The organism is Burkholderia sp. Se-20373 (assembly GCF_017104705.1).
Taxonomy (GTDB): domain Bacteria; phylum Pseudomonadota; class Gammaproteobacteria; order Burkholderiales; family Burkholderiaceae; genus Burkholderia.
In genome coordinates, this window is sequence record NZ_JAAGPH010000057.1 from 1 (window position 1) to 26,337 (window position 26,337).

Annotated in this window: 26 protein-coding genes and 1 tRNA gene; 4 read left to right on the forward strand and 23 right to left on the reverse strand. The window is 64.6% G+C overall.

Features of this window, described 5'->3' with window-relative positions:
- Window positions 1-461 precede the first annotated feature (461 nt).
- From G3N96_RS19595 to G3N96_RS19605, 3 genes are read right to left on the reverse strand one after another with little or no spacing between them, the layout of a single operon-like run.
- Window positions 462-803, reverse strand: a complete 342-nt coding sequence (locus G3N96_RS19595; RefSeq protein WP_206138191.1) for a hypothetical protein — start codon at window positions 801-803, stop codon at window positions 462-464.
- On the reverse strand, window positions 800-5,434 hold the full coding sequence (locus G3N96_RS19600; RefSeq protein WP_241022736.1) for an RHS repeat-associated core domain-containing protein: 4,635 nt from the start codon (window positions 5,432-5,434) through the stop codon (window positions 800-802). The genes G3N96_RS19595 and G3N96_RS19600 overlap by 4 nt, the downstream gene beginning before the upstream one ends.
- Window positions 5,435-5,490: 56 nt before the next feature.
- A complete protein-coding gene (locus G3N96_RS19605) occupies window positions 5,491-8,670 on the reverse strand; it encodes a type VI secretion system Vgr family protein (protein ID WP_206138192.1) in 3,180 nt (1,059 codons plus the stop codon).
- Between the two features lie 368 nt (window positions 8,671-9,038).
- On the opposite strand from G3N96_RS19605, the gene G3N96_RS19610 reads away from it, so the two are divergent.
- Window positions 9,039-9,839: a transporter substrate-binding domain-containing protein gene (locus G3N96_RS19610; RefSeq protein ID WP_089455481.1), complete on the forward strand. Its 801-nt coding sequence runs from the start codon at window positions 9,039-9,041 to the stop codon at window positions 9,837-9,839.
- A 59-nt stretch (window positions 9,840-9,898) separates the two neighbouring features.
- On the opposite strand, the gene G3N96_RS19615 is transcribed toward G3N96_RS19610, so the two are convergent.
- Window positions 9,899-10,102: a hypothetical protein gene (locus tag G3N96_RS19615; protein WP_206138193.1), complete on the reverse strand. Its 204-nt coding sequence runs from the start codon at window positions 10,100-10,102 to the stop codon at window positions 9,899-9,901.
- A gap of 344 nt (window positions 10,103-10,446) precedes the next feature.
- On the reverse strand, window positions 10,447-10,989 hold the full coding sequence (locus G3N96_RS19620) for a hypothetical protein (RefSeq protein ID WP_206138194.1): 543 nt from the start codon (window positions 10,987-10,989) through the stop codon (window positions 10,447-10,449).
- Between the two features lie 474 nt (window positions 10,990-11,463).
- Between G3N96_RS19620 and G3N96_RS19625 the strand changes: the two genes are divergently transcribed.
- Both G3N96_RS19625 and G3N96_RS19630 read left to right on the forward strand, forming a co-directional pair.
- Window positions 11,464-12,489 (forward strand): histidine kinase, encoded by a 1,026-nt coding sequence (locus tag G3N96_RS19625; protein WP_241022737.1) that lies wholly within the window; start codon window positions 11,464-11,466, stop codon window positions 12,487-12,489.
- 1 nt (window position 12,490) lies between these two features.
- Window positions 12,491-13,225 (forward strand): LytTR family DNA-binding domain-containing protein, encoded by a 735-nt coding sequence (locus G3N96_RS19630; RefSeq protein ID WP_206138196.1) that lies wholly within the window; start codon window positions 12,491-12,493, stop codon window positions 13,223-13,225.
- A gap of 100 nt (window positions 13,226-13,325) precedes the next feature.
- On the opposite strand, the gene G3N96_RS19635 is transcribed toward G3N96_RS19630, so the two are convergent.
- The 7 genes from G3N96_RS19635 to G3N96_RS19665 form a co-directional block, all read right to left on the reverse strand.
- A tRNA-Thr gene (locus G3N96_RS19635) sits at window positions 13,326-13,401 on the reverse strand.
- A gap of 18 nt (window positions 13,402-13,419) precedes the next feature.
- Entirely contained in the window at window positions 13,420-13,947 is a 528-nt protein-coding gene (locus G3N96_RS19640; protein WP_206138197.1) for a ClpXP protease specificity-enhancing factor, read from the reverse strand.
- Between the two features lie 71 nt (window positions 13,948-14,018).
- Window positions 14,019-14,630 (reverse strand): glutathione S-transferase N-terminal domain-containing protein, encoded by a 612-nt coding sequence (locus G3N96_RS19645; protein WP_006400565.1) that lies wholly within the window; start codon window positions 14,628-14,630, stop codon window positions 14,019-14,021.
- A gap of 92 nt (window positions 14,631-14,722) precedes the next feature.
- Window positions 14,723-15,481: a cytochrome c1 gene (locus G3N96_RS19650; RefSeq protein ID WP_071335456.1), complete on the reverse strand. Its 759-nt coding sequence runs from the start codon at window positions 15,479-15,481 to the stop codon at window positions 14,723-14,725.
- A 21-nt stretch (window positions 15,482-15,502) separates the two neighbouring features.
- Window positions 15,503-16,885: a cytochrome bc complex cytochrome b subunit gene (locus G3N96_RS19655; protein WP_206138198.1), complete on the reverse strand. Its 1,383-nt coding sequence runs from the start codon at window positions 16,883-16,885 to the stop codon at window positions 15,503-15,505.
- Window positions 16,882-17,502 carry a ubiquinol-cytochrome c reductase iron-sulfur subunit gene (gene petA / locus G3N96_RS19660; protein ID WP_039366620.1) on the reverse strand — a complete coding sequence of 207 codons (621 nt, stop codon included), beginning with the start codon at window positions 17,500-17,502 and terminating at the stop codon, window positions 16,882-16,884. The genes G3N96_RS19655 and petA overlap by 4 nt, the downstream gene beginning before the upstream one ends.
- A 218-nt stretch (window positions 17,503-17,720) precedes the next feature.
- Window positions 17,721-18,467, reverse strand: a complete 747-nt coding sequence (locus G3N96_RS19665; protein WP_206138199.1) for a Nif3-like dinuclear metal center hexameric protein — start codon at window positions 18,465-18,467, stop codon at window positions 17,721-17,723.
- A 21-nt stretch (window positions 18,468-18,488) separates the two neighbouring features.
- Between G3N96_RS19665 and G3N96_RS19670 the strand changes: the two genes are divergently transcribed.
- Complete coding sequence (locus tag G3N96_RS19670) at window positions 18,489-19,694, forward strand: Do family serine endopeptidase (protein WP_089424342.1); 1,206 nt, start codon at window positions 18,489-18,491, stop codon at window positions 19,692-19,694.
- A 214-nt stretch (window positions 19,695-19,908) separates the two neighbouring features.
- Here G3N96_RS19670 and tatC read toward each other — a convergent pair whose 3' ends face one another.
- The 11 genes from tatC to G3N96_RS19725 all read right to left on the reverse strand — a co-directional run bounded on the left by tatC (window position 19,909) and on the right by G3N96_RS19725 (window position 26,316).
- The gene (gene tatC / locus G3N96_RS19675) at window positions 19,909-20,697 is read right to left on the reverse strand and encodes a twin-arginine translocase subunit TatC (RefSeq protein WP_046544799.1); all 789 of its coding nucleotides are present in this window, start codon (window positions 20,695-20,697) and stop codon (window positions 19,909-19,911) included.
- A 41-nt stretch (window positions 20,698-20,738) separates the two neighbouring features.
- The gene (gene tatB / locus G3N96_RS19680; protein ID WP_089493976.1) at window positions 20,739-21,269 is read right to left on the reverse strand and encodes a Sec-independent protein translocase protein TatB; all 531 of its coding nucleotides are present in this window, start codon (window positions 21,267-21,269) and stop codon (window positions 20,739-20,741) included.
- A 26-nt stretch (window positions 21,270-21,295) separates the two neighbouring features.
- A complete protein-coding gene (gene tatA / locus G3N96_RS19685) occupies window positions 21,296-21,526 on the reverse strand; it encodes a Sec-independent protein translocase subunit TatA (RefSeq protein ID WP_021161850.1) in 231 nt (76 codons plus the stop codon).
- Between the two features lie 93 nt (window positions 21,527-21,619).
- Window positions 21,620-21,985 carry a histidine triad nucleotide-binding protein gene (locus G3N96_RS19690; RefSeq protein ID WP_059491979.1) on the reverse strand — a complete coding sequence of 122 codons (366 nt, stop codon included), beginning with the start codon at window positions 21,983-21,985 and terminating at the stop codon, window positions 21,620-21,622.
- A gap of 31 nt (window positions 21,986-22,016) precedes the next feature.
- A complete protein-coding gene (locus G3N96_RS19695) occupies window positions 22,017-22,409 on the reverse strand; it encodes a membrane protein (protein ID WP_046544796.1) in 393 nt (130 codons plus the stop codon).
- Between the two features lie 69 nt (window positions 22,410-22,478).
- On the reverse strand, window positions 22,479-22,844 hold the full coding sequence (locus G3N96_RS19700; protein ID WP_006751798.1) for a phosphoribosyl-ATP diphosphatase: 366 nt from the start codon (window positions 22,842-22,844) through the stop codon (window positions 22,479-22,481).
- Window positions 22,841-23,257, reverse strand: a complete 417-nt coding sequence (hisI, locus tag G3N96_RS19705; protein WP_039366640.1) for a phosphoribosyl-AMP cyclohydrolase — start codon at window positions 23,255-23,257, stop codon at window positions 22,841-22,843. The genes G3N96_RS19700 and hisI overlap by 4 nt, the downstream gene beginning before the upstream one ends.
- Window positions 23,257-24,030 carry an imidazole glycerol phosphate synthase subunit HisF gene (hisF, locus tag G3N96_RS19710; protein WP_011350732.1) on the reverse strand — a complete coding sequence of 258 codons (774 nt, stop codon included), beginning with the start codon at window positions 24,028-24,030 and terminating at the stop codon, window positions 23,257-23,259. The genes hisI and hisF overlap by 1 nt, the downstream gene beginning before the upstream one ends.
- Before the next feature lie 107 nt (window positions 24,031-24,137).
- Window positions 24,138-24,893, reverse strand: coding sequence for a 1-(5-phosphoribosyl)-5-[(5-phosphoribosylamino)methylideneamino]imidazole-4-carboxamide isomerase (gene hisA, locus G3N96_RS19715; protein ID WP_039366646.1), 756 nt, complete (start codon window positions 24,891-24,893; stop codon window positions 24,138-24,140).
- Window positions 24,894-25,057: 164 nt separating this feature from the next.
- The gene (hisH, locus tag G3N96_RS19720) at window positions 25,058-25,699 is read right to left on the reverse strand and encodes an imidazole glycerol phosphate synthase subunit HisH (protein ID WP_089439072.1); all 642 of its coding nucleotides are present in this window, start codon (window positions 25,697-25,699) and stop codon (window positions 25,058-25,060) included.
- Entirely contained in the window at window positions 25,696-26,316 is a 621-nt protein-coding gene (locus G3N96_RS19725) for a YchE family NAAT transporter (RefSeq protein ID WP_039366649.1), read from the reverse strand. The genes hisH and G3N96_RS19725 overlap by 4 nt, the downstream gene beginning before the upstream one ends.
- Window positions 26,317-26,337: the final 21 nt, after the last annotated feature.

Below are 26,337 nucleotides of genomic sequence, written 5' to 3' on the forward strand. Positions count from 1 at the left end.
GCAGTTCAGGCAGCGGCCCTCGGGCCGCTGCCTGACGCGCTACAGTTTGTCTCTTTTTCTTCATCGGCATATCCATGGCCTTTACACCTCATGATATGCCTCGCCCACGAAATCACGGATAGGTCCGACGCAGCAGGTGCTCGAAAGCGCCTGAGTCGCAGCGCTCGTGTCAGCGAGCCGTGATTATGCCCATTTAGCCACACCCATGGAGTAACCCATCCGTTTCCCACGGGTTCAGAGAAGCGGGATTATGCAGCCATGGCCAGTCGCTGCTTTGACGCAAATCCGCCCAAAACAATGTTCGGGCGGCCAGATTGTAGTCCGTATCCACTCGGTTACGAAACGCTATCGGTATGAGTGCCAGCGCCTACTCACATATGTAATATGCACAATCCGACGATGGCTCCGTGGCACCCTTTCCGTCCCGTACGAGCACCGCATCCCACAAACATCGATGCCAATCATGTCGGGATGCCGAAGTAGACAACTTCAAAATCCTTGGTCAACCCCGAATGTTCCTCTGGGAATACGCTCACGAAATCAGCGTCGTTATCGATCCGTTCGCTCGATGAGAATATTGCAGCGTTCGTCCTTGAATGACTGTCGATGGTCAGCACGACCAGCGTGTTTTTTTGTCCAAGAAACACTGCCCGCCGACAGGGGCCTGGATCTTCTATGTCGTCGAAGAACTCAACCCCACGCTTCACTAGGTCCGCCTCCGAGCACTTGATGTACCCCCAATCTGCAATTTTGGCCGGATTAGCCCGGAAAGCCTCATCCAAGGAATGGTAGTAGGTCGTCATTTCTGTGTGTTCTTGGTTACGGTGATGGCAATTTGCGCCACGTCGCCACTCTCTGAGAGGGTGCAATGAGAGCTGTGGCCCGGGTGCCACGTCACTAAGCCGCCGGGAATCACACTCGTCGGTTTAGCTGGCGTATAAAACTCGAGTCCTCGCTGTCCATCCGGAAGTGGGCCATCGTAGGCATTGATTCGAACGACACCCATCCCCTTGTGAGAAGCGGTGCCCGTATGGACGCCAGTTGCTTCCTGTTCGGCGGCTCGCTCTGGTGGCTGCGTCGGAGACTCGACTCTATGGAATGGCCCATGAAGGTTCGACGTATCAGGACAACACTTGGGGCACTTGGTACGGGACTGCTCCCCGATATTCCTACCGCCTCCCAACCGAGCGAGACCCAGCGGGTCAACCCACTCGATTGGATTGGGCGCGTACTGATGCAGATTAATACCACCGCGCAGGCCTATGGGGTCTGTCGAAACGTATCGCCCGACGGTCGGATCATAGTACCGATACCGGTTATAAGCGAGCCCCGACTCCTCATCAACCTGCTGCCCCTGAAACCGTAACGGATTCTTCGGTACGATCCCCGCCGCCTTCGAGGCCCGCGCAATCACCTCCCGCGCTTCCCCCCACGCCTTGTACGACGCCTCCCACACCACGTCCCCATAGTCATCCGTGAGAAGCTGCGGCGTGCCGATCTGGTCACAGTGGTAATAGAACAGCTTCGCGCCGGCCCGCCGTTCCGGCACCTTCTGCAGCGGATCCTCCTCCGGCACATACCGGTCGGTACTCTTCCACTCCGGCGTCTCGATCCCTTCAACCGGCTCGGCCACGTACTGCACCAGAGGCACGAACGTCCCCGGCTCGTAGATATAGTGCGTCCCGCGCTCGCCATCGCTTTCATACGCCAGCGCGTCGCCGTCCCACCCGAACACCGTGCGCTCGCCGTTCACCTCCTTCGCGATCCGCCGGCCGAACGCGTCGTAGAAATACCGCGACTGGCTCTGCCTCGACGCCTCGGCGACCCGCGCCGACAGCAGGCGATTGAATTCGTCCCACTCGTACTCCTGCTCACCCGCCGGCGTGCGTTTGCGCACCAGGTTCCCGCGCGCGTCGTACTCGAAGTGCGCCCCCGCATAGGACTTCAACAGGTTGCCCAGCACCTTCGGCACATCGACCGGCAACGTGCTTTCCGCCCTCACCGGGCTCGGCCGCGACGCCGGCACCTCTCTCGCCTGCACCGGATCGATGATGTTGCTCGCCGGATCGAACGCAAACCGCTCCTTCGCGACCGGACTGATCGCCTCGATCAATCGGCCGACCGGATCGTAGCGATAGTCCGTCCCGCCCTTGCGGCTGTCCTCGATGCGCGACAACTGCCCCGCCGCGTCGTAGCGATACCGACGTTCGACCAAAGGCACGGGCGACGTCGACCGCTGAACCGTCTGCTGCAATACTCGCCCCGCCGGATCGTAGGTCGTGCGCTGCCCGACTTCGCTCGACAGCACGCGCACGGTTTCCCGGTGCAGGTCGTCACGCTCGAACTGCACGCGCTCCTCGCCGTCCAGCAGCATTCCATGCACATGCCCCGAGCCATACATCAGCCAGTCGACCGTGTGGCCATCCGGCCGCACGGTCTTCCGCCGATTGCCGAGTTCGTCGTATTCGTGATGCCACACATAGCTGCGCCGCTCGCCGAACAGATCGTAGGCGTGATGCTCGCGCACCAAATTGCCGACCGGATCGAAGAAGAACTGGACACGGCTGTATCGATTCACCGCCTCGATCAACCGGCCGCCCGGATCGTAGGCAAAGCACTCTTCGCGCTCCCCCGCAACCCGCTTCAGCAAGCGGCCGTACGCGTCAGAATCGATCGACGTCACGCACCCCGCCTCGTCGACGGAAGCGAGACTGCCGCTTTCCTGATCGTATCGATAACGCGTCGACTTCCCGTCGAAGCCGACTTCCTCGATCAGGCGCCCCGCCGGGTCGTAGCGAAACTGGTACGTCGCAAGGTTCGCATCGGTCAGCGCGCTCAGCCGGCCCAGTCGATCGTAGCGATACGCCAGCGTCTGCCCTAGCGCATCCGCGCGGCTCGCGATCCGGCCGGCGGCATCGTAGCTGTATCCGGTCGACCGGTTGAGTTGATCGGTGTGCCGCAGCAGCCGGCCCTCGGGATCGTATTGCACTCGCTCGACGCCGGCGGGCGAACGAATCTCGGTCAACTGTCCGTTCGAACCATAGCCATAGGCAACGACGCCGCCGGACGCATCCTTTGATTCGGACACGCGGCCAACGTCGTCGTACCGCCACTCCGTCTTTTTCCCGGAGCAATCGGTATAGCTCGCCAATTGCCCAGCGTCGGTGTATTCGATCGACTTCGACCCGCCCTTGGCATCGGTGATTTTCACCGGCAGCCCCTGGTCGTTGTAGACGTACTTCGTCACACGCTCGAGCGGATCCGTTTCCTCTACGAGATTGCCCGCATCGTCATACTTCCGCTGCCACACGTACCCGTTCGGATCGACGAGGCGAACCATCTGGTCCTTGTCGTCGTACGCCATCTCGACGACGCTGCCGTCCGCGCGCTCATGCTGAACGAGATTGCCGCGTGCGTCGTACTCCCTCCGCTCGATGCTGCCATCCTGGCGGATGTGCAGCACCAGATTGTGATGGGCATCGCGCCGGAACCACTCCTGGTTGCCGTCCGGATAGACGATCCGGTACACGTAGCCGTGGATGTTGAAGTAGTACCGCGTCATCTGGCCCAGCGCATCGGTCACATAGGTCAGGCGGATATTCGGATTCCACGCGAGCCGGATATCGAGGCTGCCGTCGTCCGCGTATTCGCGGATGCACTTCGCGTCCGCATTGTCGTCCGCATCCGCGCCGTCCCACTCGAGCGTCATGCCGCGCCCCGTGCGATCGGTATAGCGCGTCACGAGATGGCGATGGTACTGATAGGTCCGGGCGTTGCGATGGCGATCGACCGCGCGCACGAGATCGCCTTCGCCATCGTATTCGTAGCTCGCCAGAGCACGGCGCCCGCCGTCCTTCAGCACCTGCTCGATCTGCACGATGCGGCCGTGCTTGTCGTGCTCGAACGCGAGCACGTTGCCGCTCGCGTCGATCAGTCGCGCGAGGCGATCGAGCGTATCGTAGTCGAGCGTGATCGTATTGCCTGCGCGGTCCTTCTGCATCGCGAGCCGGAACGCGTCGCCGCGGCGCTCGTACACATGCAGCGCGACGTGACCGTAGGCGATCGTCACCCACGTCTCGTCGAGACGCGACAGCGTCAGGTTCTCCGACAGGTCGTCGTGCACCGCGCCGACCGCGAGCGCCGGATAGTCGATGCTGCGCCCTTCCGCATCGCGATAGATCCACCGTCCGTTATCGATATCGATCCGGGTCGTATACGGCGTAATCCAGCGCGCGCCCAGTTCGCCATCGTCATACGCGGAGAGCCGCGAGCGATAGGTACGCTCCCAGACGAGCGGCAGCGCGCCCGGCAACTCGAAATCCACGTGCGAGAACGTTTCATCGCCGAACGCGAAATCGATCGAAGCCGGCGACGCACCCAGCCCGCATGCCTTGCATCCGCTCTTCCCCGGCCCCTCCGCCGGCGCCTGACCATTGGTCTTCTCGAGCCCTTCCTGCCCACGCGTTTTCTTCGCCTGGCTCCTTCCGCCCACCTTGACGTCCGCACTCTGCTCGTGAAGCTTCGCGCGTGCCTTGACGCGCCCGACAGCCTCGATCAGTTGCAAAACCAGCCACATCATCTTGCCTTCTTCGCTGCCGGCGAGCGAACGGATCGACGTCGCGATCTTCGGCGCTTCGCTCCGAAGGAAGGTCACCGTGCCGCGAAACGGCTCGAGCCAGGCATCCGGCGCGAGTTTCGCCATCGTGCCCGCAGTCTTGTTCGCGACCTTCTTGCCGAGCGCCTTCGTGCCCTCGTACGCGAACTGGATGCCGTCACCCACCCGACTGGGGCTGTACCAGGGCCGGTTGTCCGCCATCTTCTTCGCGAGCTGCTGCTGGCGTTTCAGATTGGCGTTGGCATCGAAGAGCTGTCCGTGCAGCGCCTTGTCCATGCCGGTCGCCAGCGCGATCATCAGCTCCTCGCATTTCGACGCGCATCCGTTGAGCAGTTCGACGAGGCCGGCCTTCAGCTTGTTGAGGAAATCCTCGATCTCGGTCGCGCACGTCGCGTTGATGTGCGTCACCAGCACGGAGATGATCGCTGCGCCGAGATTGTTGCGCGTCATCAGCAATTCGTGGCGAACGAGTGCGAGCAGCGGGCGCGCCGACATCCGGAATGGTGCGAGCGTCGGCGGAATCGGAATGATGCCGAGCAGGTTGATCGCGAGGCTCATGTAATCGAGCACCTGACCGCCGCGCTTCTCGACGATTTCGGCGATATCGCCGAGCGCGTCAACCATTGCCATGATGTTGCCGACAATCGGCACAGCACCGGCAAACGTCTTCACGTCCTCGAATGTGATGTGGTTGCCGCTGATCTTGCGCAACCACGCGTCAAAGCGGTTGCCGACTGCCGCGACGTCCTTGGCCGAAACATCGCTGAGCCAGGTAACGGCCTGTTCCTTCTCAGCGCCAGGTGGAAGCTGTTGTGCCATGTCGTTCTTCGTTCAAGTCACGAATTGTTGTTCTAGACGGCTGAGGCGCCGCCCTCTCAGGATTTCAGCGGTCCGCCGAACCCGCTCGTCGGCAGCTTCATGCCGGTGGCCCCGGCAGCGGACGCCACCGTCGTGGCGCCCTTGCCAGCGATTCCCGCAACACCCGGCAGCGCCCCCTGCAATGCTCCGGAAGCCGCATTCGCCACCGGTGCGGCCAGCGCCGCAAGGCCGCCCTGCCGCGCGGCCTGCACCATCCCGGCCACCTGCTTCGCGGCGCTGCCCAGGCTCGAAGCCGTCTGCAAGGCAGACACCGCACCTGCCCCGCCTAGCGCACCTGCCGCCGCCGGCAACGCGGAACTCGCCAGTCCGCCCAACGCCGCACCGGCACCACCGCCGCTCACGAGCCCCATCGCAGCCGTCGCCGCGGCAGGCGCCATCCCTTGCAACTGGCTGGCTAGCTGCCCCGTCGCCGCAGCCTGTGCGGCCTCCGGCGACGGCTCGATCGGCTCCGCCGGCCACTTCGCCTGCTTGAAGTAATTCGCCGGCTGATCCGACTCGCGCGGATCCTTGCCGAACTCGACGCGCACCGCGCCCGGCGGCAGCCCGCTCACGACCGTATACCCGCCGTTGTCGAGCGCGCCCTTCTTGAGCACGGCGCCGTTCACGTCTTTCACCGTGAACAACCCGCCCTTGACCGCCTCGCCGTTCACATACTTGTGGAACAACTCCAGTTGCCCCGGCTGATCCGGCCGCGGGCTCGGCAACGGATAACCCATGCTCGCCGGCCCCGCGAACGTATGCGACGCGCCCTTCACATCGATCGCACCGGGTGCATGAATCTCGATGTTTCCACCCTGGATCCGGATATACCCGCCGCCGCTCGTCAGCAGAATCCCCTGATCGGCCGCGATCTCGATCCGGTCCGTCGCCGACACCACCTTCACCGCCTTCTGCGCGGTCACCTCGATGTTGTCCGACTGCGCCTGGATCTCCACCTTGCCCTTGCCCGCGAACAGCTTCATCCCCGCGTTCTGCACGAACAGGCTCAGTTTCTGCCCGATGCTGCCGATCAGCGACTTGCCCGCCGCGACGTGCACGCTCTGCCCGCTCGCCACGTTCACGTGATCGTTCGCGACCACATGCACCGACTGCTGCGTCGACATCCCGATCCCCGACGGGCTGCCGAACAGCATCACCGGCTCCTTGAACGCGTTCGCGTTACCCGTGCCGCCGCCGGCCGTGCGCCCGCCCGACGCGCTGCCCGATGCGCTGTCCTGCGTCGCATCCGTGAACGCGCGCATCGTGTCCTGCGCGTCCTTCAGGCTTTCCGCCTGATGCTGCTCGCTCACGCCCGACATCGCCTCGACGAGGCTCTCGCCCGTCACGAGCTGCTGCTGCGCTTCCTTCACGTCGAGCGGCTGGCTGTTCGCCGCCTTCGGGTGCGTCGTCACGTACAGGCCCTGGCTCGCCCGCACCGCGCCGTACGCATCCGAGCGCAGGTCGAACCCGCTGCCGAGATACGACCCGCGCGAATTGCCGCTCTGGTCGATGATGTAGCCCAGATGCAGCAGGCTGTTCGCGCTGCTGCTCATCAGTTGCACGCGGTTCTGCCCGGTCGCGTCGTCCATCACGAGCTGGTTGTAGCCGCCGCCCGAATACTCCTTCGACCGATACCCGGACAGGATCCCGTCGGTATGCCACTGCGGCTGGTTCGCGCCGTTGTACACGCGCCCGACCGCGAGCGGCCGGTCGCAATCGCCGCCGACGTAGTCGATCAGCACTTCCTCGCCGATACGCGGCACGTGCACGCCGCCGTAGCCGCCGCCCGTATCCGACTGCACGACGCGCACCCAGCACGACGCGTTCTCGTTACCCGGATTCAACCGGTCCCACACGAACTGCACGCGGATCCGGTTCAACTCGTCGGTATAGACCTCCTCGCCCTGCGGCCCGACGACGATCGCCGTCTCGAGATGCATGTCCGGCTTGTGATGCTCGAACGGGCTGCGATACGGCACGCTCACGCGCTGCGCTTCGACTTCGACGAGATAGAAGCCGGCCGATCCGTCGTCGTGCTGCACGCGAAACGCGGGATCGGTACCGTAGTTGTCCTGTGCCTGCGTCAACGCTTCGCGCAGGCTGTACGGAAAGTCCGCGCTGTCGCTTGCGACGGGCAGGTTGTTCTCGATCCACCACGCCACCTCGATCGCGGCGAATTCGCGCTGATCGGCGGGATCACGATCGTGCTCGGGATGGTCGGCCAGCGTGAAGCGCCGGCCGGCATCGATCGCGCGCACTCCGCCCGCGGCATGGAAACGCTTCGCCCGCGACTCCCACTCCTCCATCTTGATCTTCGTCAGATGGTCGCCGCGCGTCTGGTCGAGATAGGTGTAGGCGCCCGTGTACTCGTAGACTTCGAGTTGATCCGGCAACTCGCCCTGGCCGCCCATCGTCGGCAGCGACGTGCCTTTCGGGTTCGACGGCTGCGAAGGATTCTTGTAGTCGAACGTGCGCGTCGTACGCGTCACGCTCTGCAGCGTGCGCGTACCCGACCATTGCGTGAACGCGTCGGGTTCGCTGGCCGCGTCGCCGCGATAGAAACGCACGGTTTCCGGCGACAGCGGCGCGAACGCCTGCAGGTTGTCGGTGATGACGAGCGTATGCGACTTGCCGTCGTCGGCCTGCTGCCATGCGCAGTAGAGCCCCTCGTTCTCCATCAGCCGATGCACGAAATGCCAGTCGGTGTCGTGCTGGCGCGTGTAGGAGCGGTTCGGCAGCGGCTTCGTCAGCGCGAAGCGGAAATGGCCCTGCGCCTGCGGATGCTGGTTCAGCACGTCGCTGATGATCTGGTCGACGGTCGTGTCGTTCCAGAGCCGCTGATCGCGACGAAACTTCAGGAAGTGGGTGAAATCGGCGAACGCGAGCTGATACGTCGTGAGCCCGCCGTCGGCGCCGAGCCGACGTGCAGTGTGCACGTAGCCGTTGATCGGCCGATAGCCGAGATCAGCCTGCTGGATCCAAAGCGTGACGGGCTGCGCAATCAGCCTTTTGAGTTCGACATCGCTGTCGGTCGACAGCACGTCGAGCGTGAACTCGTACGCGCGCCCGATTCGTGAGCGGCCGACTGCCCGCTGAACGGTCAGGACGTTGGGCCCCAATGGCGTATCGAGCTTCAGCAACCGATCCTGCTGAAGCAATCCGCCGCGCAAGGCGGCGATTGAGTTCTGCATGTTCATGAACGGCCTTTTTTCTTTTGACGCGCCCTCGGATGGCGCAGTGTTCGATTTCTCCCGCGCGATTTTACAGACAAATTACGGCACGATTTGGAAAAATGACCTGATTTAAAAGAACATTTTCTCGACAATCGAAACCAGTTCGTACGGGCCGCGCAGGCCGGTTGCGCGCCGCCAACCGGCCCTGCCCGTGACGATCCCATCTGCTGTTTGTCGTCTTCAGCCCCCCATGAAATCGCTTTCAATCAGGGCCAATTCGACTTCCGGCGCGGCCCGGTTGCGAGTAGTGTCTACGTGCCCGTCTTGCGGCCCGCCGCGCCCACCCGGCGCCGGCGCTCACCCCACACCACGCTGACCACTGGAGATCTGCGATGAAACGTTCGAAGTTCCTGCTGTCGGGCCTGCTGCTTGCGTCGGCCCTCGGCTTCACGGCCGTTGCCGCGCACGCGGACGACCTGCTCGATTCAGTGAAGAAAGCCGGCGTGCTGCGCGTTGGCCTCGAAGGCACGTACCCGCCGTTCAACTCGCGCGGCACGTCGGGCCAGCTCGAAGGCTTCGACGTCGACGTTGCGAACGCGGTCGCCGGCAAGCTCGGCGTGAAGACGCAGTTCGTCCCGACCGAATGGAGCGGCATCATCGCAGGCCTGCAGGCCGGCAAATTCGACGTGATCGTCAACCAGGTCACGATCACGCCGCAGCGCAAGGAAGCGCTCGACTTCAGCCAGCCGTACACGTACTCGGCCGCCCAGCTGATCCAGCGCAAGGACGACACGCGCAACTTCAAGTCGCTCGACGACTTCAAGGGCAAGAAGCTCGGCGTGACGCTCGGCACCAACTATGACCAGATGGCCCGCACCGTGCCGGGCATCGAGGTGCAGACGTACCCGGGCGCGCCGGAGAAGCTGCGCGACCTCGCCGCGGGCCGGATCGAGGCGACGCTCGACGACCGCCTGATGCTGCCGTACATGATCAAGACGTCGAACCTGCCGCTGCGCGCGGGCGCGGTGCTGAACGGCGGCAAGCAGGAAATGGCGATCCCGTTCCGCAAGGGCAACCCGAAGTTCGAGAAAGCGATCAACGACGCGCTCGATTCGCTGCACAAGGACGGCACGCTGAAGAAGATCTCGATGCACTGGTTCGGCAGCGACGTGACCGTGCCGGTCGCGCAGTAAGCGGCCCGGCGCTTCAATGCGTCACGCCCTTCGTCTCGATGAAGGCGTGACGCTTCCCCTCAAGCCGCTTCGTCGAAGCGCGCCAGCAGCATCTGGCCGATCGGTGTCAGCGCCGGGCGCGCGGCCACGGCATTCACACGCACCTGCGTATCGTCGACCAGCCGCTTCTCGACCAGCACGGTGAAGGCCGGATTCGACGGATCGACGCTGTCCGGCGCACGCGCGACGCGCAACAGCATCGAGAATTCATGCGGACTCAGCATGGTCCCTGTCTCCTGATCGTCCGCGGTCCGGTTCGAACCGTCGTCGATCGTATTTTCGAATGAAATGGCGCGATGCATGACCGCTGCGCCGCCGGGAGCGAGATCCCGGTCGGCCCCCATCTGCGACGCGGGCACGTCGTCGCGAGCGGGTTGCGCACGTTCCCGGTCCGGCGGTGCCGCCGCGACGGGAACGTGCAACGTTATGGGCGCCCCATGACGCGACCGTGACAGGAAAACGGGGCGCGTCGCATGCCGTTTCGGTTCGATGCCGCCACGAGTGACGAAGACTGGGCGTATCGCCTGTCAGGCCGTCAGTTGCCAGTTCACGGGCCGTTTCGCCCCCTTCATCGCGAATCGACCGAATACGGGAAACTCCCATGCTTCGATCCGTTCGCATGGCGCATGCAGCGCATGACCACGTTCACCGCGCGCCCGAGCGTCATCCCGACGAGCACGCCCCATACCGCGAACGACAGCATCACGAAGCCGCCCGTCGCCGCCCACGGCGCATGCACGGCGACCGCGTAATGGATGCCGGTTTCGGCGACGAACGTCAGCATCAGCGTGACGAGCAGGCTCGCATCGCCGGGCAGGCGCACGCGCAGGCCCGACGAGGCCGGACGGAACGCGAGCCGCCACCGGCTCGCGTGCAGCCAGCCCAGCGCCGCGCCGCCGAGGACGGCCGCCAGCGCGACTGCGTTCGCGTCAATGCCCGCATGCGGAAAGCGTCCGTTCAGGCTGACGATGCCGAGCATCCCGAACGCGACCGGCGAGATCAGCGGTCGGACAGCCGACACCTCGCGCGAGAAACAGCGCTTGATGCCGATATAGAGCAGCACGCAAAACATCACGTACACGTATGGTTTCAGGTGAAGGAGCGCGGACATGGTCGGAGTCGCCTGATCGGAATGGACACGGCAACACCGTACTGCCCGATCCCGGCAGGCGGCGGGGCTTGCGACGGGCGGCCGGAATTCGCGGACGAGTGGCGCGTCGCGGCGACGGTCGTTCGGCTGATCGAGCGGACCGATGCGCCCACGAATCCGGAGGCCCGCCACTTCCGAACCGAAAGGCCCGCCTTCGACCAGCCGGCCGGCGCCTCATGCTCGACGCGACACCGGCCGCGCGCGGTGTCCTTCCGCCGCCCCTTCCACTACACTCGTGACGGAAACCGGCCAACCGTCGGCAGCCGACGCGCTTCGTCGAGGCCGCGCGCCGTTCGTCGCAATGCGTGCGCAGTCGGCCTGCCCGGCAGTAAGGTCAGACCATCGGCGCACCGCGCGCCCTCCTCACCCGACACCATGCGAGCCACGTCCGACCCTTCGCCGATTTCGCCGCCACCCGCCAGCGCGGCACCGCGATTGTTGCGCGATCCGGCCGCACTGCTCGCGTTCGCGTGCTTCAACTCGGTCGTCGGCCTGGGTTTCTGGGCGCTCCATTTCCAGGAACCGCTGTTGCCCGACCTCGTCGTCGCCAACGCGATCGGTTTCTCCGCGCTGCTGCTCAGTCACGCCGCCGACTGGCTTCTGCCGCACAAGCCGGGGCTCGCACTCAAGGCCATCGTGATCGCACCGGCCAGCGTGCTCATCGGTTTCGAGATCACGGCAGCGATCATCAGCGGAAACGTGCCGCACGTATTCGGGCGCGCGCACATCGGCACGTGGGACAACTACGGGCCGTCGTTTCTCATCTCGGCGATCCTGTTCGTGTGCGTGTCGCTGTTCCTGCAGTCGATGCGCATGCGCGCGACGCTCGAGACCGAGCGCCGCGAAGCCGCCGAAGCGCGCCAGGCCGAGACGGCCGCGCGCCTGGCGCTGCTGCAGGCGCAGATCGAGCCGCACTTCCTGTTCAATACGCTCGCGAACGTGCAGAGCCTGATCGAGCGCGATCCGGCGCGCGCGTCGACGATGCTCGACAGCCTGAACCGCTACCTGCGCGCGAGCCTGCGACGCACGCGCGATGCGACGTCGACGCTCGGCGAGGAGCTCGAGCTCGTCGACGCGTTGCTGAAGATCGCGACGATCCGGCTCGGCGAACGGCTTTCGTATGCGATCGACGTGCAGGCGGATCTGCATGCGCTGCCGTTCTCGCCGCTGCTGCTGCAACCGCTCGTCGAGAATGCGCTGCTGCACGGGATCGAGCCGTCGATCGACGGCGGCGTGATCGTGATTCGCGGCAGGATGCGCGGCGGCAGCCTCGAACTGAACGTGATCGATACCGGCGTCGGCCTCGGCAAAAGCGACACGCACCTGCATGGCGGCGTCGGCCTTGCCAACGTCGCCGCGCGCATCCGGACGCTGCACGGCGAGCGCGGCCGCGTCTGCGTCGAGACGAACACCGCCGCCGCGCATGGCGTCACCGCTACCCTGCTGATTCCGATCGACTGACATGCCGACCGCCCTCATCGCCGACGACGAACCGAACCTGTCCGCCGCCCTCGCGCAGCGGCTGGATCAGCTCTGGCCCGAACTGGATATCGTCGCGATGCCGCGCAACGGCATCGACACGCTGGCCGCGCTGAACGCGTCGCCGCGCCCGGACATCGCGTTTCTCGACATCCGGATGCCCGGCATCGACGGGCTGAAGCTCGCGGCGCTGGCACCCGACGTGCACGTCGTGTTCGTCACGGCCTATGACGAATACGCGGTCGACGCGTTCGATCGTGCGGCGGTCGACTACCTGCTGAAGCCGGTGACGGACGAGCGGCTGCTGCGCTGTATCGCGAAGCTGCAGCGCGGCGGGCCGGCGCTTGCGCAGGCCGATGCGCTCGCACAGGCGGCGCAAGCGAGAGAGGCGGCACCGATCCGCTGGCTGACGGTCGGCGTGAAGGATGCGACGCGGCTCGTCTCGGTCGACGACGTGCTGTACTTCCAGGCGTCGGAGAAATACACGGAAGTCGTCACGGCCGGCGAACGGCTCGTGATTCGCACGCCGCTGAAGGAACTGATGCAGCGGCTCGATCCAGAGCGTTTCGCGCAGGTGCATCGCGGCGTGATCGTTGCGTACGCAGCGATCGATCGCGTCGAACGCGATCTGTTGGGAAGATTGCGGATCCGTGTGCACGGGCAGCGGGAGATGCTGCCGGTCAGTCGCGCGTATGCGGGGTTGTTCAGGCAGATGTGATGCAGATCGGCGAGGTCTGCCTGTTCATCAGGCCTGCTGGAAACTGGCCTGAAAACGACAAAGGGCTACGAGACAGGATCTCGTAGCCCTTCGTTCAATGTGGTGCCGGCTGCAGGACTCGAACCCGCCACCTGATGATTACAAATCAACTGCTCTACCAGATGAGCTAAGCCGGCGTAGCGCGAGATTCTACCTCATTTCACGATCTTGAGGCGAGGTCTGCTGCCACCTTTTGAACCGTCGCCATCGCCGTCGGTTTTCGGCGGTTCGTCGGCGCCTTCGGAGGGCTCCTCGTTCGCGCCGCTGTCGGCCACCGGCGTCAATACGGCAGGCGATTCGTCGCGCGGCGCCTCATCCGCCTGCGCGGCTTCATCGTCGAACGCACCCGAATCCGCGCCTTCGCCCGCGACCGCATCGACCTGGAACGCCATGCCCTGCCCGTTCTCGCGCGCATAGATCGCGAGCACGTTGGCAACCGGAATCTCGATCTTGTGCGCCTTCCCGGAGAACCGGGCCGTGAACTCGATCCACTCGTTGCCCATCTGCAACTGGCTCGTCGCCTCGAAGCTGATGTTGAGCACGATCTCGCCGTCACGCACGAACTGACGCGGTACGCGCGTCGAGTTGTCGACCCTCACCGCGATATGCGGCGTGTAACCGTTATCGGTGCACCACTCGTACAACGCGCGCAGCAGATAAGGCTTCGTTGAAATCTCTTGCATCACAATCCTCGAACCCGGAGCGGGGGCGCGGCACGCCGCGCCGCCCTCTCCGTCATGCACTCATTGCACCATCAACGACGCATGACCTTTTCGGACGGCGTCAGTGCTTCGATGTAGGCCGGACGGCTGAAGATCCGCTCGGCGTACTTCATCAGCGGCGCCGCGTTCTTCGACAGCTCGATGCCGTAGTGATCCAGACGCCACAGCAGCGGCGCGATCGCGACGTCGAGCATCGAGAATTCCTCGCCGAGCATGTACTTGTTCTTCACGAAGATCGGCGCGAGCTGCGTCAGGCGATCGCGGATCGCGAGGCGTGCCTTCTCGTGGTTCTTCTCCGCTGCCTTGCCCTTCTCGTTCTCGAGCGTGCTGACGTGGACGAACAGCTCCTTCTCGAAGTTGAGCAGGAACAGGCGTGCACGTGCGCGCTGCACGGGGTCGGCCGGCATCAGTTGCGGATGCGGGAAGCGCTCGTCGATGTACTCGTTGATGATGTTCGATTCGTACAGGATCAGGTCGCGCTCGACCAGGATCGGCACCTGACCGTACGGGTTCATCACCGAAATGTCTTCCGGCTTGTTGAACAGGTCGACGTCACGGATTTCGAAGTCCATGCCCTTCTCGAACAGCACCAGCCGGCAACGCTGGGAGAACGGGCAAGTTGTGCCGGAATACAGAACCATCATGTTTGCGTTTCCTCAAAAAAGCCGAGGGCCGGCACGCGGCGAACCCCTTCCGGGGTTCCACCTTGCGCCGGCCCCACGCCGGTCAGGCGTGATTACTTGATATCTTTCCAGTACGCGGCATTGAGCCGCCAGGCCAGGAAAGTCAGGACACCGAGAAAGATCAGCACCCATACGCCGAGGCGTTTGCGGGTCTGCTGAGCCGGCTCGGACATCCAGGTCATGTACGCCACCAGGTCGGCAACCGCAGAATCATAATCCACCGCGGACAGTGTCCCCGGTGTGACCTGCTGGAAGCCGACGAGCGTATGGACCTTCTCGCCCGTCTCCTCGTCCGTCTTGTCTTCGAATTTGGCGGTGCGCTGCCCCTGCAGCTGCCACAGTACATGAGGCATGCCGACGTTCTCGAACACCGCGTTGTTCCAGCCGCTCGGCCGTGTATCGTCGCGGTAGAAGCTCCGCAGATACGTATACAGCCAGTCGCGGCCGCGCGCGCGCTCCTCGACCGACAGGTCGGGCGGCGAGGTGCCGAGCCAGTTCTTCGCGTCTTCGGGCCGCATCGCGACGGACATCGTGTTGCCGACCTTGTCGGTCGTGAACAGGAGATTCTTTTCGATCTCCTTCTGGGATATGCCCAGATCCGTCAGACGGTTGTAGCGCATCAGGTTCGCGCTGTGGCAGTTCAGGCAATAGTTTACAAACAATTGCGCGCCGTGCTGAAGCGAAACGAGATTTTCCGTGTTATCGGGCGCCCGGTCGAGCGGAAAATTACCTTCCGCCCGAACCGCCGGCGCCGCCAGCAGCGCACAGGCGGTCGCCCCGATCAGCGCGAGTGTCGAAAGCAGTTTCTTCATGTCGTTCTCTCCTCGCTCACGTTAATGGGGCTTGAAGCGCACCCGCTCCGGCGGCTGCTTGAACGTGCCAAGCGGCGTCCAGACGGGCATGCCGAGGAAGAACGCGAAGTAGATCAGCGCACAGGCCTGCGCGATCAGCGTCGAAGCCGGCGATGGCGGCCGCGTGCCGAGGAACCCGAGGGTCAGGAACGCCACGACGAAGATCCCGAGGAACACCTTGTGGAACAGCGGCCGGTAGCGGATCGACTTCACCGGGCTGCGGTCGAGCCACGGCAGGAAGAACAGCGTGATCACCGCCGAACCCATCACGACGACGCCCCAGAACTTCGACTCCGTCAGGTACATGAACACGACGATCGCCGCGGCCAGCACCGGCAGGCCGACCTTCCACTTGCCGCGCGCGCGGATCAGCGCGAGCACGCCGAGCAGCACGATCACGAGCATCAGCACGATCTTGAACGGGTCGGTGGTCGCGCGCAGCATCGCGTAGAACGCGGTGAAGTACCAGACCGGCGCGATCTCGGGCGGCGTCTGCAGCGGGTTCGCCGGGACGAAGTTGTTCGCCTCGAGGAAGTAGCCGCCCATCTCCGGCGAGAAGAACACGATCAGCGCGAACACCATCAGGAACCCGCACACGCCGAGGAAATCGTGCACCGAGTAGTACGGGTGGAACGGGATGCCGTCGAGCGGCACGCCGTTCTCGTCTTTCTTCGCCTTGATCTCGATGCCGTCCGGGTTGTTCGAGCCCACTTCGTGCAGCGCGACGAGGTGCGCGATCACGAGGCCGACCAGCACGAGCGGAATCGCGATCACGTGGAACGCGAAGAAGCGGTTCAGCGTGACGTCCGACACGACGTAGTCGCCGCGAATCCACAGCGACAGGTCAGGGCCGACGAACGGGATCGCCGAGAACAGGTTCACGATCACCTGCGCGCCCCAGAACGACATCTGGCCCCACGGCAGCAGGTAGCCGAAGAACGCCTCGGCCATCAGGCACAGGAAGATCGCGCAGCCGAAGATCCACACGAGCTCGCGCGGCTTGCGGTACGACCCGTAGAGCAGCCCGCGGAACATGTGCAGGTAGACGACCACGAAGAACATCGACGCACCCGTGGAGTGCATGTAGCGGATCAACCAGCCCCACGGCACCTCGCGCATGATGTACTCGACCGACGCGAACGCGAGCGTCGAGTCGGGCTTGTAGTTCATCGTCAGGAAGATGCCGGTGACGATCTGGTTGACGAGCACCAGCAGCGCGAGGGAGCCGAAGAAGTACCAGAAGTTGAAGTTCTTCGGCGCGTAGTACTCGGAAACGTGCTTCTTCCAGGTGGACGTGAGCGGGAAGCGCTGATCGATCCAGCCGGTGAGACCTGTCGTGGAGACTTCCTTGTTGTCGGCCATCACGCTTCTCCTTTCTCGTCCTTGCCGATCACGAGGGTCGTTGCCGACGTGAACATGTAGGGCGGGATGTCGAGATTCTGAGGCGCCGGTTTGTTCTTGAACACACGGCCGGCGAGGTCGTAGGTCGAACCATGGCACGGGCAGAGGAAACCGCCCGGCCAGTCGTCCGGCAGGTTCGGCTGCGGACCCGGCGTGAAGCGTTGGCTTGGCGTGCAGCCGAGGTGCGTACACACGGCCATCACGACGAGAATGTTCTTGCGATCGGCCCGCGCGCGATATTCGTTCGCGCAATACGCGGGCAACGGCATCGTATAGGGCTTTTCGGTGGTCGGATCGGCCACTTCCTTGTCGGCCTTGACCACGTCGGCCAGCATTGCGTCGGTGCGGTTCAGGATCCACACCGGCTTGCCGCGCCACGGCACCGTGACCATTTCACCAGGCTTCAGCCCGCTGATGTCGACTTCGACCGGTGCACCGGCCGCTTTCGCTTTCGCGGACGGCGCAAGCGACGCCGCGAAAGGTATGACGGTGGCTACGCCTCCCACGCCACCTGCTACGGATGTCGCAATCAGCCAGGTACGGCGGCCGCTGTCGACGCGTTTCTCTTCCTTGTCTCGCATCACACGCCCCACTTCTGAGTTGGATTTTCCGTCACGACTTTTCATTCCGCCGCTAGTTTGCGCGAATGGAGTCGCCATTTACAAGGCCCGGAGATGAAAATCCCTTCGAAGTGTTTGATAGTTAAGGGTTTTCCCCCACTATCGGAGCGATTAAATCATTTCTCTTTTAAGCATCCGCTACATTGCGAAATTTCGATGCGCTGCCGCAAATCCGGCATTCAGACCGGGTTATGGATATCGATAAAAAGGTGTTCGATATCGAATTCTTCCGACAAGTGGGCGCCAAGTGCCTGGATTCCGTAGCGCTCGGTCGCATGGTGCCCTGCCGCAACGAACGCGACACCGCTCTCGGCGGCCGTGTGCGTCACGTATTCGGACACCTCGCCGGTCAGGAACACGTCCGCGCCGGCGTCGATCGCCGCGTCGAAATAGCTTTGCGCGGCGCCCGTGCACCACGCGATGCGACGCAGCTGCATGTCCGGATCGCCGAGCACGAGCGGCGCGCGGCCGAGCGTGCGCTCGACCTTCGCGACGAAGTGCTCGAGCGTGACGGGCATCGGCAGCGTCGCCATCCAGCCGAGGTCGCCTTCGCCGAACCGCTGCTCGCCGATCAGGCCGAGCCGGTCGCCGAGCTGCGCGTTGTTGCCGTATTCGGGATGCGCGTCGAGCGGCAGGTGGAATGCGAACAGGTTCAGGTCGTTCGCGAGCAGCAGCTTCAGGCGCTGGTACCTGCGGCCCGTGATCTGCGGCGGCTCGTTGCGCCAGAAATAGCCGTGGTGGACCAGCACGGCATCTGCCCCCCATTCGAGCGCGGCTTCGAGAAACGCGACCGACGCCGTCACGCCGGTCGCGATCTTCTCGATCTTGCGGCGCCCCTCGACCTGGAGGCCATTCGGGCAATAGTCCTTGAAGCGCGCGGTTTCAAGGGTATTGTTCAAGTACAATTCAAGTTCGATCCGATCCATATAAACCTCTAATCCATTCAGATGCTTAGACGCTTCTGGCTGTTCTTCGCGCAGGCGGTTACCGTGCTGCTCGCGCTGATGTTCATCGTCGTGACGCTCAAGCCGCAATGGCTGCAACGGCAAGGACAGCTCGGCAAGCAGCTCGCGACGCCGATCGTTGCGCTGCGTGAAGTCGCGCCGGGCATCGGCGGCGCACCGGCGACCACGTCGTACGCCGAAGCCGCGCAAAAGGCGATGCCGGCCGTCGTCAACGTGTTCTCCAGCAAGGACGGCTCGCTGCCGCCCGACCCGCGCGCGAAAGATCCGCTGTTCCGCTACTTCTTCGGCGACCGCAACGCCCGCAAGCAGCAGGACGAACCGGCCGCCAACCTTGGCTCGGGCGTTATCGTGAGCCCTGAAGGTTACATTCTAACGAACCAGCACGTCGTGGACGGCGCCGACCAGATCGAAGTCGCGCTCGCCGACGGCCGCACGGCCACCGCGAAGGTGATCGGCAGCGATCCCGAAACCGATCTCGCCGTGCTGAAGATCAACATGACGAACCTGCCGACGATCACGCTCGGCCGCTCCGACCAGTCGCGGGTCGGCGACGTCGTGCTCGCGATCGGCAACCCGTTCGGCGTCGGCCAGACGGTCACGATGGGGATCATCAGCGCGCTGGGCCGCAACCACCTCGGCATCAACACGTTCGAGAACTTCATCCAGACCGATGCGCCGATCAATCCCGGCAACTCGGGCGGCGCGCTGGTCGACGTGAACGGCAACCTGCTCGGCATCAACACCGCGATCTACTCGCGTTCGGGCGGCTCGCTCGGCATCGGCTTCGCGATCCCCGTGTCGACCGCGCGCACGGTGCTGGAAAGCATCATCACGACGGGCTCGGTCACGCGCGGCTGGATCGGCGTCGAGCCGCAAGACGTCACGCCGGAGATCGCCGAGTCGTTCGGGCTGACGCAGAAATCGGGCGCGATCGTCGCCGGCGTGCTGCAGGGCGGCCCGGCCGACAAAGCCGGCATCAAGCCGGGCGACATCCTGATCTCGGTCAACGGCGACGAGATCACCGACACCACGAAGCTGCTGAACACCGTCGCGCAAATCAAGCCCGGCACGGCGACCAAGGTGCACGTCGTGCGCAAGGGCAAGGCGTTCGACCTGAACGTGGTGATCGGCAAGCGCCCGCCGCCGCCGAAGCAGGCGCTCGACGAGCAGGACAGCGATACGGAGTGACGTCGGGCGAGCGGCGCACGGCCGCATGCCCGGACACCGTCGGAAATGAAAAAAGGGCAGCCGGTTGGCTGCCCTTTTGCTTTGTATCGAAAGCCCCTTGTTGCCAGGCAGATGGCCCCGCCATCCGCTTTCCGACCGGCTGCGACGCCACCGGGTTTCGCTCAAGCCCGGCGCCCGGAAGTCCGGCCGCCGCGCACCGCCCGGCGCGCTGCCGTCAACTGGCGGCTTCGCCGTTCTCCGCCTCGCCTTCCTCGGCCGGCTTCTTCGGCACGAAGAACCGCGCCGCCAGCAGCCCGATTTCGAACAGCACGACCAGCGGCAAGGCGAGCATCAGTTGCGAGAACACGTCCGGCGGCGTGACGACCGCCGCGACGACGAACGCGCCGACGATCACGTACGGACGCATTTCCTTCAGCTTCTTCAGCGACAGCACGCCCATCCGGACGAGCAGCACGACGACGATCGGCACCTCGAACGTGACCCCGAACGCGATGAACATCCCGAGCACGAAGCTCAGGTAGTTGTCGATGTCGGTGGTCATTTCCGCGCCGAGCGGCGCGTTGTAGTGCGCCATCACGCGAAAGATCGTCGGGAACACGAGGAAGTACGCGAACGCCATCCCGCACAGGAACAGCAGGTAGCTGCTGCCGACGAGCGGCGCGACGAGCTTCTTCTCGTGCTGGTACAGCCCCGGCGCGACGAACGCCCAGATCTGGTACAGCACGATCGGCAGCGCGATCACCAGCGCGACGAGCATCGTGACCTTCATCGGCACGAAGAACGAGCCGGTGACGTCGGTGACGATCATCTTGCCGTCCTTCGGCAGGTTCTCCATCAGCGGCCGCGCGAGCAGCCGGAAGATGTCGGGCGCCCAGTAGACGAGCCCGAGGAACACGACGATCACGGCCGCGCCCGCGCGAATGATGCGGTCGCGAAGCTCGACGAGATGGGAAATAAAGGTTTCTTCCGGGGCGTCGCCCGGGTTCTGCTGGGGGTCGCTCACACCGGCCCTCGGTAGGATTGACGAGCGAGCATGCGCTCGGCTCAGAAGAAGCGCGTCGGCCGGCGCAGGCTGGCCGGCTGGTGGCGCGCGACACGCGCGGCGCCCGACTGCACGTGTGTACGGCGGGTGGTCGCGCGCTTGTACCAGGCAGGCGCAGCCGCCTGCTTGACGCGCCAGTTGCGGCGCTTCGGCGCGAGCGCGGCCGAACTGCCGCGCCACGACGGCATGGCGGGCGTATCGGAACCCGTCGAACCGGCGTCGCCCGCCGCTTCGTTGAGACCGCCGACCGCGGAATGCCACGTGTCGTTCAGGTCCTTCTCGTGCTCACGCAGGTTGTCGTGAATCGTCGTCTCGACATTGCGCGCGGCCGACTCGAAATCGGTCTTCATCGTCCGCAACGCGTCGAGTTCGATTTCGCGCGAGACCTCGGCCTTCACGTCGTTGATGTACCGCTGCGCACGGCCGAACAGCGCGCCTGCCGTACGCGCAACGCGCGGCAGGCGCTCGGGGCCGAGCACCACGAGCGCGACGACGCCGATCAGCGCCATCTTCGAAAGACCGAGATCCAGCATCGCGAATGCCTGTCAGCGTACCGGCGTTACGCCTTGTTCGAGTCGGAACGCGTCGTTTCCTTCGCGTTGACGTCGACCGAGCCCGAGCGCGGCAGTTGCTGCGCGTCCGCCGGTGCTTCGCCGTCCTTCATGCCGTCCTTGAAACCCTTCACGGCGCTGCCGAGATCGTTGCCGATGTTGCGCAGCTTCTTCGTACCGAAAACCAGCGCGACGATCAGCAGCACGATCAGCCAGTGCCAAATGCTCAATCCACCCATGATGAAACCTCTCCTCAACCACGCCGCGGTGCGGCGTAAATCGCCGGCAACGCGCCGGCTTCGACCATCGATGCGGGGAAACGCCCCGCGCCGTCAACCCATCCGCTGCCAGGGGCGCGGGCCGGCCAGGATATGTGCGTGCAGGTGGTAGACCTCCTGCCCGCCGCCCGGGCCCGTGTTGATCACCGTACGGAAACCGGTTTCGCCGCCCGTATAGGCGACGCCGAGCTGGCCGGCGAGACGCGAGACGAGCAGCATCAGCCGGCCGAGCATCGGTGCATCGGCGTCGCTCGCCGCCGACAGCGTCGGCAGATGTTGACGCGGAATCACGAGCACGTGTGTCTCGGCCGCCGGGCGGATGTCGCGGAACGCGACGAATTCGTCATCCTCGTGCACCTTCGTGCTCGGAATCTCGCCTGCCGCGATCTTGCAGAACAGGCAATTCGGATCGTGACTCATGTTGCTCCTGCAGACGCCCGAGCGCGGCCGGTCAGAACCAGGCCTGCGGATCGAGCGGCTTGTTGTCGTTCAGGTACAGCCAACCCTTGATGATACGGTACAGCGTCCAGATCCATGTGACAAACATCACTGCGAATCCGACCACCACGAACATCAGCGCGAACCCGATCACGTACGCGATCAGCGCGCGCCAGAACGTGCGGATCTGCCACTCGAAGTGGGCCGCATACGGCGTGCCGGCCACATCGTCGCGCTTCACGTAGTTGATGATGATCGCGATGATGCCCGTGACGCCGCCCGTCAGCCAATGAAACGCATAGAGGCCGTACAGCACGTGAGTCAGCGTGCGCAGCCCGTTCAGGCGCTCGGCGTCCGCGGCCCCCGGCACCGACGGCGGCGGAAACTGGCTTGGCGTATCGGTCATGATGCTACCCCCGTTAGATGACAATTCTTACAGCTTACCGCACTGTGGCCATCCCGCGACAAGGGCCTGTCAACCGCCGTTTTCCTCGCGCTCGCGACGCTTGCGCAGGGCCTTCTCCTCGATACCCGACAGCCCTTCGCGGCGCTCGAGCTCGCCGATCACGTCGGCCGGGCTCAAGTCGAAATGCGACAGCATCACGAGGCAGTGGAACCACAGGTCGGCCACCTCGCCGACAAGCGCGGTCGGCGCGCCGCCCTGGCGCACGTCCTTCGCGGCCAGCACGACTTCCGTCGCCTCTTCGCCGATCTTCTTCAGCACCGCGTCGTCGCCCTTGTGGAACAGGCGCGATACGTACGATTGATCGGGATCGCCGCCCTTGCGGCTATCGATCACGGCCGCGAGGCGCAGCAGCGTGTCTTCGGTCGATTGCGTCATTTGTAGATATGTTCGGGATCTTTCAGCACCGGTTCGACCGCGACCCAGTCGCCGCTGTCGACGGTGCCTTCGAATTTCTGGAAGAAGCACGAATGCCGGCCGGTGTGGCACGCGATGCCGGACACCTGCTCGACCTTCAGCAGCACGACGTCCTCGTCGCAGTCGAGCCGTACCTCGTGCACGTGCTGCACGTGGCCCGACTCCTCGCCCTTGAACCACAGGCGCTTGCGCGAGCGCGAATAGTAGACCGCGCGCTGCGTCTCGATCGTCTTCGCCAGGGCCTCGCGGTTCATCCACGCGAACATCAGCACGTCGTTCGTCGACGCTTCCTGCGCGATCACCGGCACGAGGCCGTTGTCGTCCCAGCGGACCTTGTCGAGCCACGCGGGCAATGCATTCGTTTCCGTATTCATCACAGCCTCACCGGGATGCCCTGGTCGGCCATGAAGCGCTTCGCCTCGCCGACCGTGTGCTCGCCGTAGTGGAAGATACTCGCGGCCAGCACCGCGTCGGCGCGGCCGTCCTTGATGCCGTCGGCCAGATGCTGCAGCGAGCCGACACCGCCCGATGCGATCACCGGCACCGGCACCGCGTCCGACACGCCGCGCGTGAGCGCAAGGTCGAAGCCCGACTTGGTGCCGTCGCGGTCCATGCTCGTGAGCAGGATCTCGCCCGCGCCGAGCTCGGCCATCTTGCGCGCCCATTCGATCGCGTCGAGGCCCGTGTTCTTGCGGCCGCCGTGCGTGAACACTTCCCAGCGCGGCGTCTCGCCGTCGGCCGACACGCGCTTCGCGTCGATCGCGACGACGATGCACTGCGAGCCGTACTTGTCGGCCGCATCGCGCACGAGCTGCGGGTTCGCGACCGCCGACGAATTCATGCTGACCTTGTCCGCACCCGCGTTCAGCAGGCGCCGCACGTCCTCGACGGCGCGCACGCCGCCGCCGACAGTCAGCGGAATGAACACCTGCGACGCGACGGCTTCGATGATCGGCAGGATCAGGTCGCGCTGGTCGGACGTCGCGGTGATGTCGAGGAAGGTCAGTTCGTCGGCGCCCTGGTCGTCGTAGCGGCGGGCGATTTCGACGGGATCGCCGGCGTCGCGCAGCTCGACGAAGTTGACGCCCTTGACGACACGCCCGGCAGTCACGTCCAGGCAGGGGATGATGCGTTTAGCTAGAGCCATGATGTTGCGCCAAATGCCGCGATGGGACGGCCGGTTGCGGAAAGCCTCGCGCGAGGCTTCCGGTCGGAGCCGCCTGCAGGCGGCCCCGGCGAGCGGGACAACCGCGCTTACGCGTTGTCGAGTTCGCCGTTCAGTTCGTCCGCGCGCTTTTGCGCGGCCGCGAAATCGAGATCGCCGGAGTAGATCGCGCGGCCGCAGATCACGCCTTCGACGCCGTGCTCCTCGACTTCGCACAGGTTCTCGATGTCCGTGAGGTTCGACAGGCCGCCGCTGGCGATCACGGGGATGCCGACTGCCTGCGCGAGCTTCACGGTCGCCTCGATGTTGATGCCCTGCAGCATCCCGTCGCGGCCGATGTCCGTGTAGACGATCGATTCGACGCCGTAGTCCTCGAACTTGCGCGCAAGGTCGATCACTTCGTGGCCGGTCAGCTTGCTCCAGCCGTCGGTCGCGACCTTGCCGTCCTTCGCGTCCAGGCCGACGATGATGTTGCCGGAGAACGCGGTGCACGCGTCCTGCAGGAAGCCGGGGTTCTTCACCGCGGCCGTACCGATGATCACGTAGGACAGGCCGGCGTCGAGATACTTCTCGATCGTCTCGAGGCTGCGGATGCCGCCGCCGAGCTGGACGGGAATTTCATCGCCGACCTCGTCGAGGATCGCTTCGATCGCCTCGAGATTCTTCGGCTTGCCGGCGAACGCGCCGTTCAGATCGACGAGATGGAGCCGCCGGGCGCCGAGATCGACCCACTTGCGGGCCATCGCCGCCGGGTCCTCGGAAAAAATCGTGGCCTGGTCCATATCGCCCTGTTTGAGGCGCACACACTGACCGTCTTTGAGGTCGATGGCCGGAATCAGCAACATAGCAATCGGGTGTCGTCGTGGAAAAAGAAAAGAATCCGGCGCGTACCGGCCAATCCGGTACCGCGCCGTCTCGCTAGTTTAGTACAACTCTTTCGGCGCTTAGGCGCGAGCGCGCCGTGCGACAGGCCGTTCGGCCAGATCGACTGTGGCTCGCGCACCACGTTTCACGGTTTCCAGTGTACGAAGTTGCGATACAGACGCAACCCGACCTCCGCGCTTTTCTCCGGGTGGAATTGGGTCGCGAAGAGGTTGTCCCGCGCGACCGCGGACGTAAACGGCGCGCCGTAGGCCGTTTCGCCAACCGTATGCGCCGGGTTGTCCGGCGTCACGTAATAACTGTGCACGAAGTAGAAATACGCGTCGTCGGGCACGCCGTCCCACAGCGGGTGCGGCTGCGACTGGCGCACGCGGTTCCAGCCCATCTGCGGCACCTTGAAGCGCGAGCCGTCGTCCTGCAGGCGGCCGTCGAGCGCGAAACGCACGACCTTGCCGGGCAGCAGGCCGAGGCCCTTCGTGTCGCCTTCCGCGCTCCAGTCGAACAGCATCTGCTCGCCGACGCACACGCCGAGCAGCGGCTTCGTGCGCGAGGCCTCGATCACGGCCTCCTGCAGGCCCGATTCGCCGAGGCTGCGCATGCAGTCGGGCATCGCGCCCTGGCCGGGCAGCACGACACGGTCGGCCGCGCGGATCGCGGCCGGCGTGTCGACGATCGCCACGTCGGCGGCCGGTTCGGCCTTCTTGAGCGCCTGCGCGACCGAGCGCAGGTTGCCCATCCCATAATCCACAATCGCAATCGAAGTTTTCATCTCAGTGCAGGCAGTAGCGCCCTCAGTCCATTGACGATGAATTCCACCGCCAGCGCCGACAGCATCAGACCCATCAGCCGCGTGGCGATGTTGATGCCCGTGCGGCCGATCCAGTTCGCGATCGGCTCGGCGAGCCGCATCGCGACGAAACACAGAAAAGCCAGGACCGCGCCGATCGCGACCAGCCCGGCCCGCTCATACCAGTGATGCGAGTTCGCCGCATAGATGATCACCGTGCTGATCGAGCCGGGGCCCGTGAGCAGCGGAATCGCCAGCGGCACGACCGCGATGTTGTCCTTCAGCTCGGCCTCGTGGCGCTCCTCCGGCGTCGATCGCGTGTTGCCGATCTGCGCGTTCAGCATGTTGATCGCCATCAGCAGCATGATGATCCCGCCGCCCACTTCGAGCGACCCGACCGAAATGCCGAAGAAGTCGATGATCTGCTGCCCGAGCAGCGTCGTCACCGTGATCACGCAGAACACCGACACCGACGCGATCCGGATCGTGCGCCGCCGCTCGGCATCCGTCTGCTGCGCCGTCAGGCTCAGGAAGAACGGCACCGCGCCGACCGGGTTGATCAGCGCCAGCAGCGATATGAACGATTTGAGCAGATCCATCGCAAGCCGGCGCCGCGCGCC

Excerpts from the sequence above, each read along its gene's own strand:
- G3N96_RS19595 (WP_206138191.1), bottom strand. The coding sequence starts at position 803 with ATGACGACCTACTACCATTCCTTGGATGAGGCTTTCCGGGCTAATCCG.
- G3N96_RS19600 (WP_241022736.1), bottom strand. The coding sequence starts at position 5,434 with ATGGCACAACAGCTTCCACCTGGCGCTGAGAAGGAACAGGCCGTTACC.
- G3N96_RS19605 (WP_206138192.1), bottom strand. The coding sequence starts at position 8,670 with ATGAACATGCAGAACTCAATCGCCGCCTTGCGCGGCGGATTGCTTCAG.
- G3N96_RS19610 (WP_089455481.1), top strand. The coding sequence starts at position 9,039 with ATGAAACGTTCGAAGTTCCTGCTGTCGGGCCTGCTGCTTGCGTCGGCC.
- G3N96_RS19615 (WP_206138193.1), bottom strand. The coding sequence starts at position 10,102 with ATGCTGAGTCCGCATGAATTCTCGATGCTGTTGCGCGTCGCGCGTGCG.
- G3N96_RS19620 (WP_206138194.1), bottom strand. The coding sequence starts at position 10,989 with ATGTCCGCGCTCCTTCACCTGAAACCATACGTGTACGTGATGTTTTGC.
- G3N96_RS19630 (WP_206138196.1), top strand. The coding sequence starts at position 12,491 with ATGCCGACCGCCCTCATCGCCGACGACGAACCGAACCTGTCCGCCGCC.
- G3N96_RS19640 (WP_206138197.1), bottom strand. The coding sequence starts at position 13,947 with ATGCAAGAGATTTCAACGAAGCCTTATCTGCTGCGCGCGTTGTACGAG.
- G3N96_RS19645 (WP_006400565.1), bottom strand. The coding sequence starts at position 14,630 with ATGATGGTTCTGTATTCCGGCACAACTTGCCCGTTCTCCCAGCGTTGC.
- G3N96_RS19650 (WP_071335456.1), bottom strand. The coding sequence starts at position 15,481 with ATGAAGAAACTGCTTTCGACACTCGCGCTGATCGGGGCGACCGCCTGT.
- petA (WP_039366620.1), bottom strand. The coding sequence starts at position 17,502 with ATGCGAGACAAGGAAGAGAAACGCGTCGACAGCGGCCGCCGTACCTGG.
- G3N96_RS19665 (WP_206138199.1), bottom strand. The coding sequence starts at position 18,467 with ATGGATCGGATCGAACTTGAATTGTACTTGAACAATACCCTTGAAACC.
- G3N96_RS19670 (WP_089424342.1), top strand. The coding sequence starts at position 18,489 with ATGCTTAGACGCTTCTGGCTGTTCTTCGCGCAGGCGGTTACCGTGCTG.
- tatB (WP_089493976.1), bottom strand. The coding sequence starts at position 21,269 with ATGCTGGATCTCGGTCTTTCGAAGATGGCGCTGATCGGCGTCGTCGCG.
- tatA (WP_021161850.1), bottom strand. The coding sequence starts at position 21,526 with ATGGGTGGATTGAGCATTTGGCACTGGCTGATCGTGCTGCTGATCGTC.
- G3N96_RS19690 (WP_059491979.1), bottom strand. The coding sequence starts at position 21,985 with ATGAGTCACGATCCGAATTGCCTGTTCTGCAAGATCGCGGCAGGCGAG.
- G3N96_RS19695 (WP_046544796.1), bottom strand. The coding sequence starts at position 22,409 with ATGACCGATACGCCAAGCCAGTTTCCGCCGCCGTCGGTGCCGGGGGCC.
- G3N96_RS19700 (WP_006751798.1), bottom strand. The coding sequence starts at position 22,844 with ATGACGCAATCGACCGAAGACACGCTGCTGCGCCTCGCGGCCGTGATC.
- hisI (WP_039366640.1), bottom strand. The coding sequence starts at position 23,257 with ATGAATACGGAAACGAATGCATTGCCCGCGTGGCTCGACAAGGTCCGC.
- hisF (WP_011350732.1), bottom strand. The coding sequence starts at position 24,030 with ATGGCTCTAGCTAAACGCATCATCCCCTGCCTGGACGTGACTGCCGGG.
- hisA (WP_039366646.1), bottom strand. The coding sequence starts at position 24,893 with ATGTTGCTGATTCCGGCCATCGACCTCAAAGACGGTCAGTGTGTGCGC.
- hisH (WP_089439072.1), bottom strand. The coding sequence starts at position 25,699 with ATGAAAACTTCGATTGCGATTGTGGATTATGGGATGGGCAACCTGCGC.
- G3N96_RS19725 (WP_039366649.1), bottom strand. The coding sequence starts at position 26,316 with ATGGATCTGCTCAAATCGTTCATATCGCTGCTGGCGCTGATCAACCCG.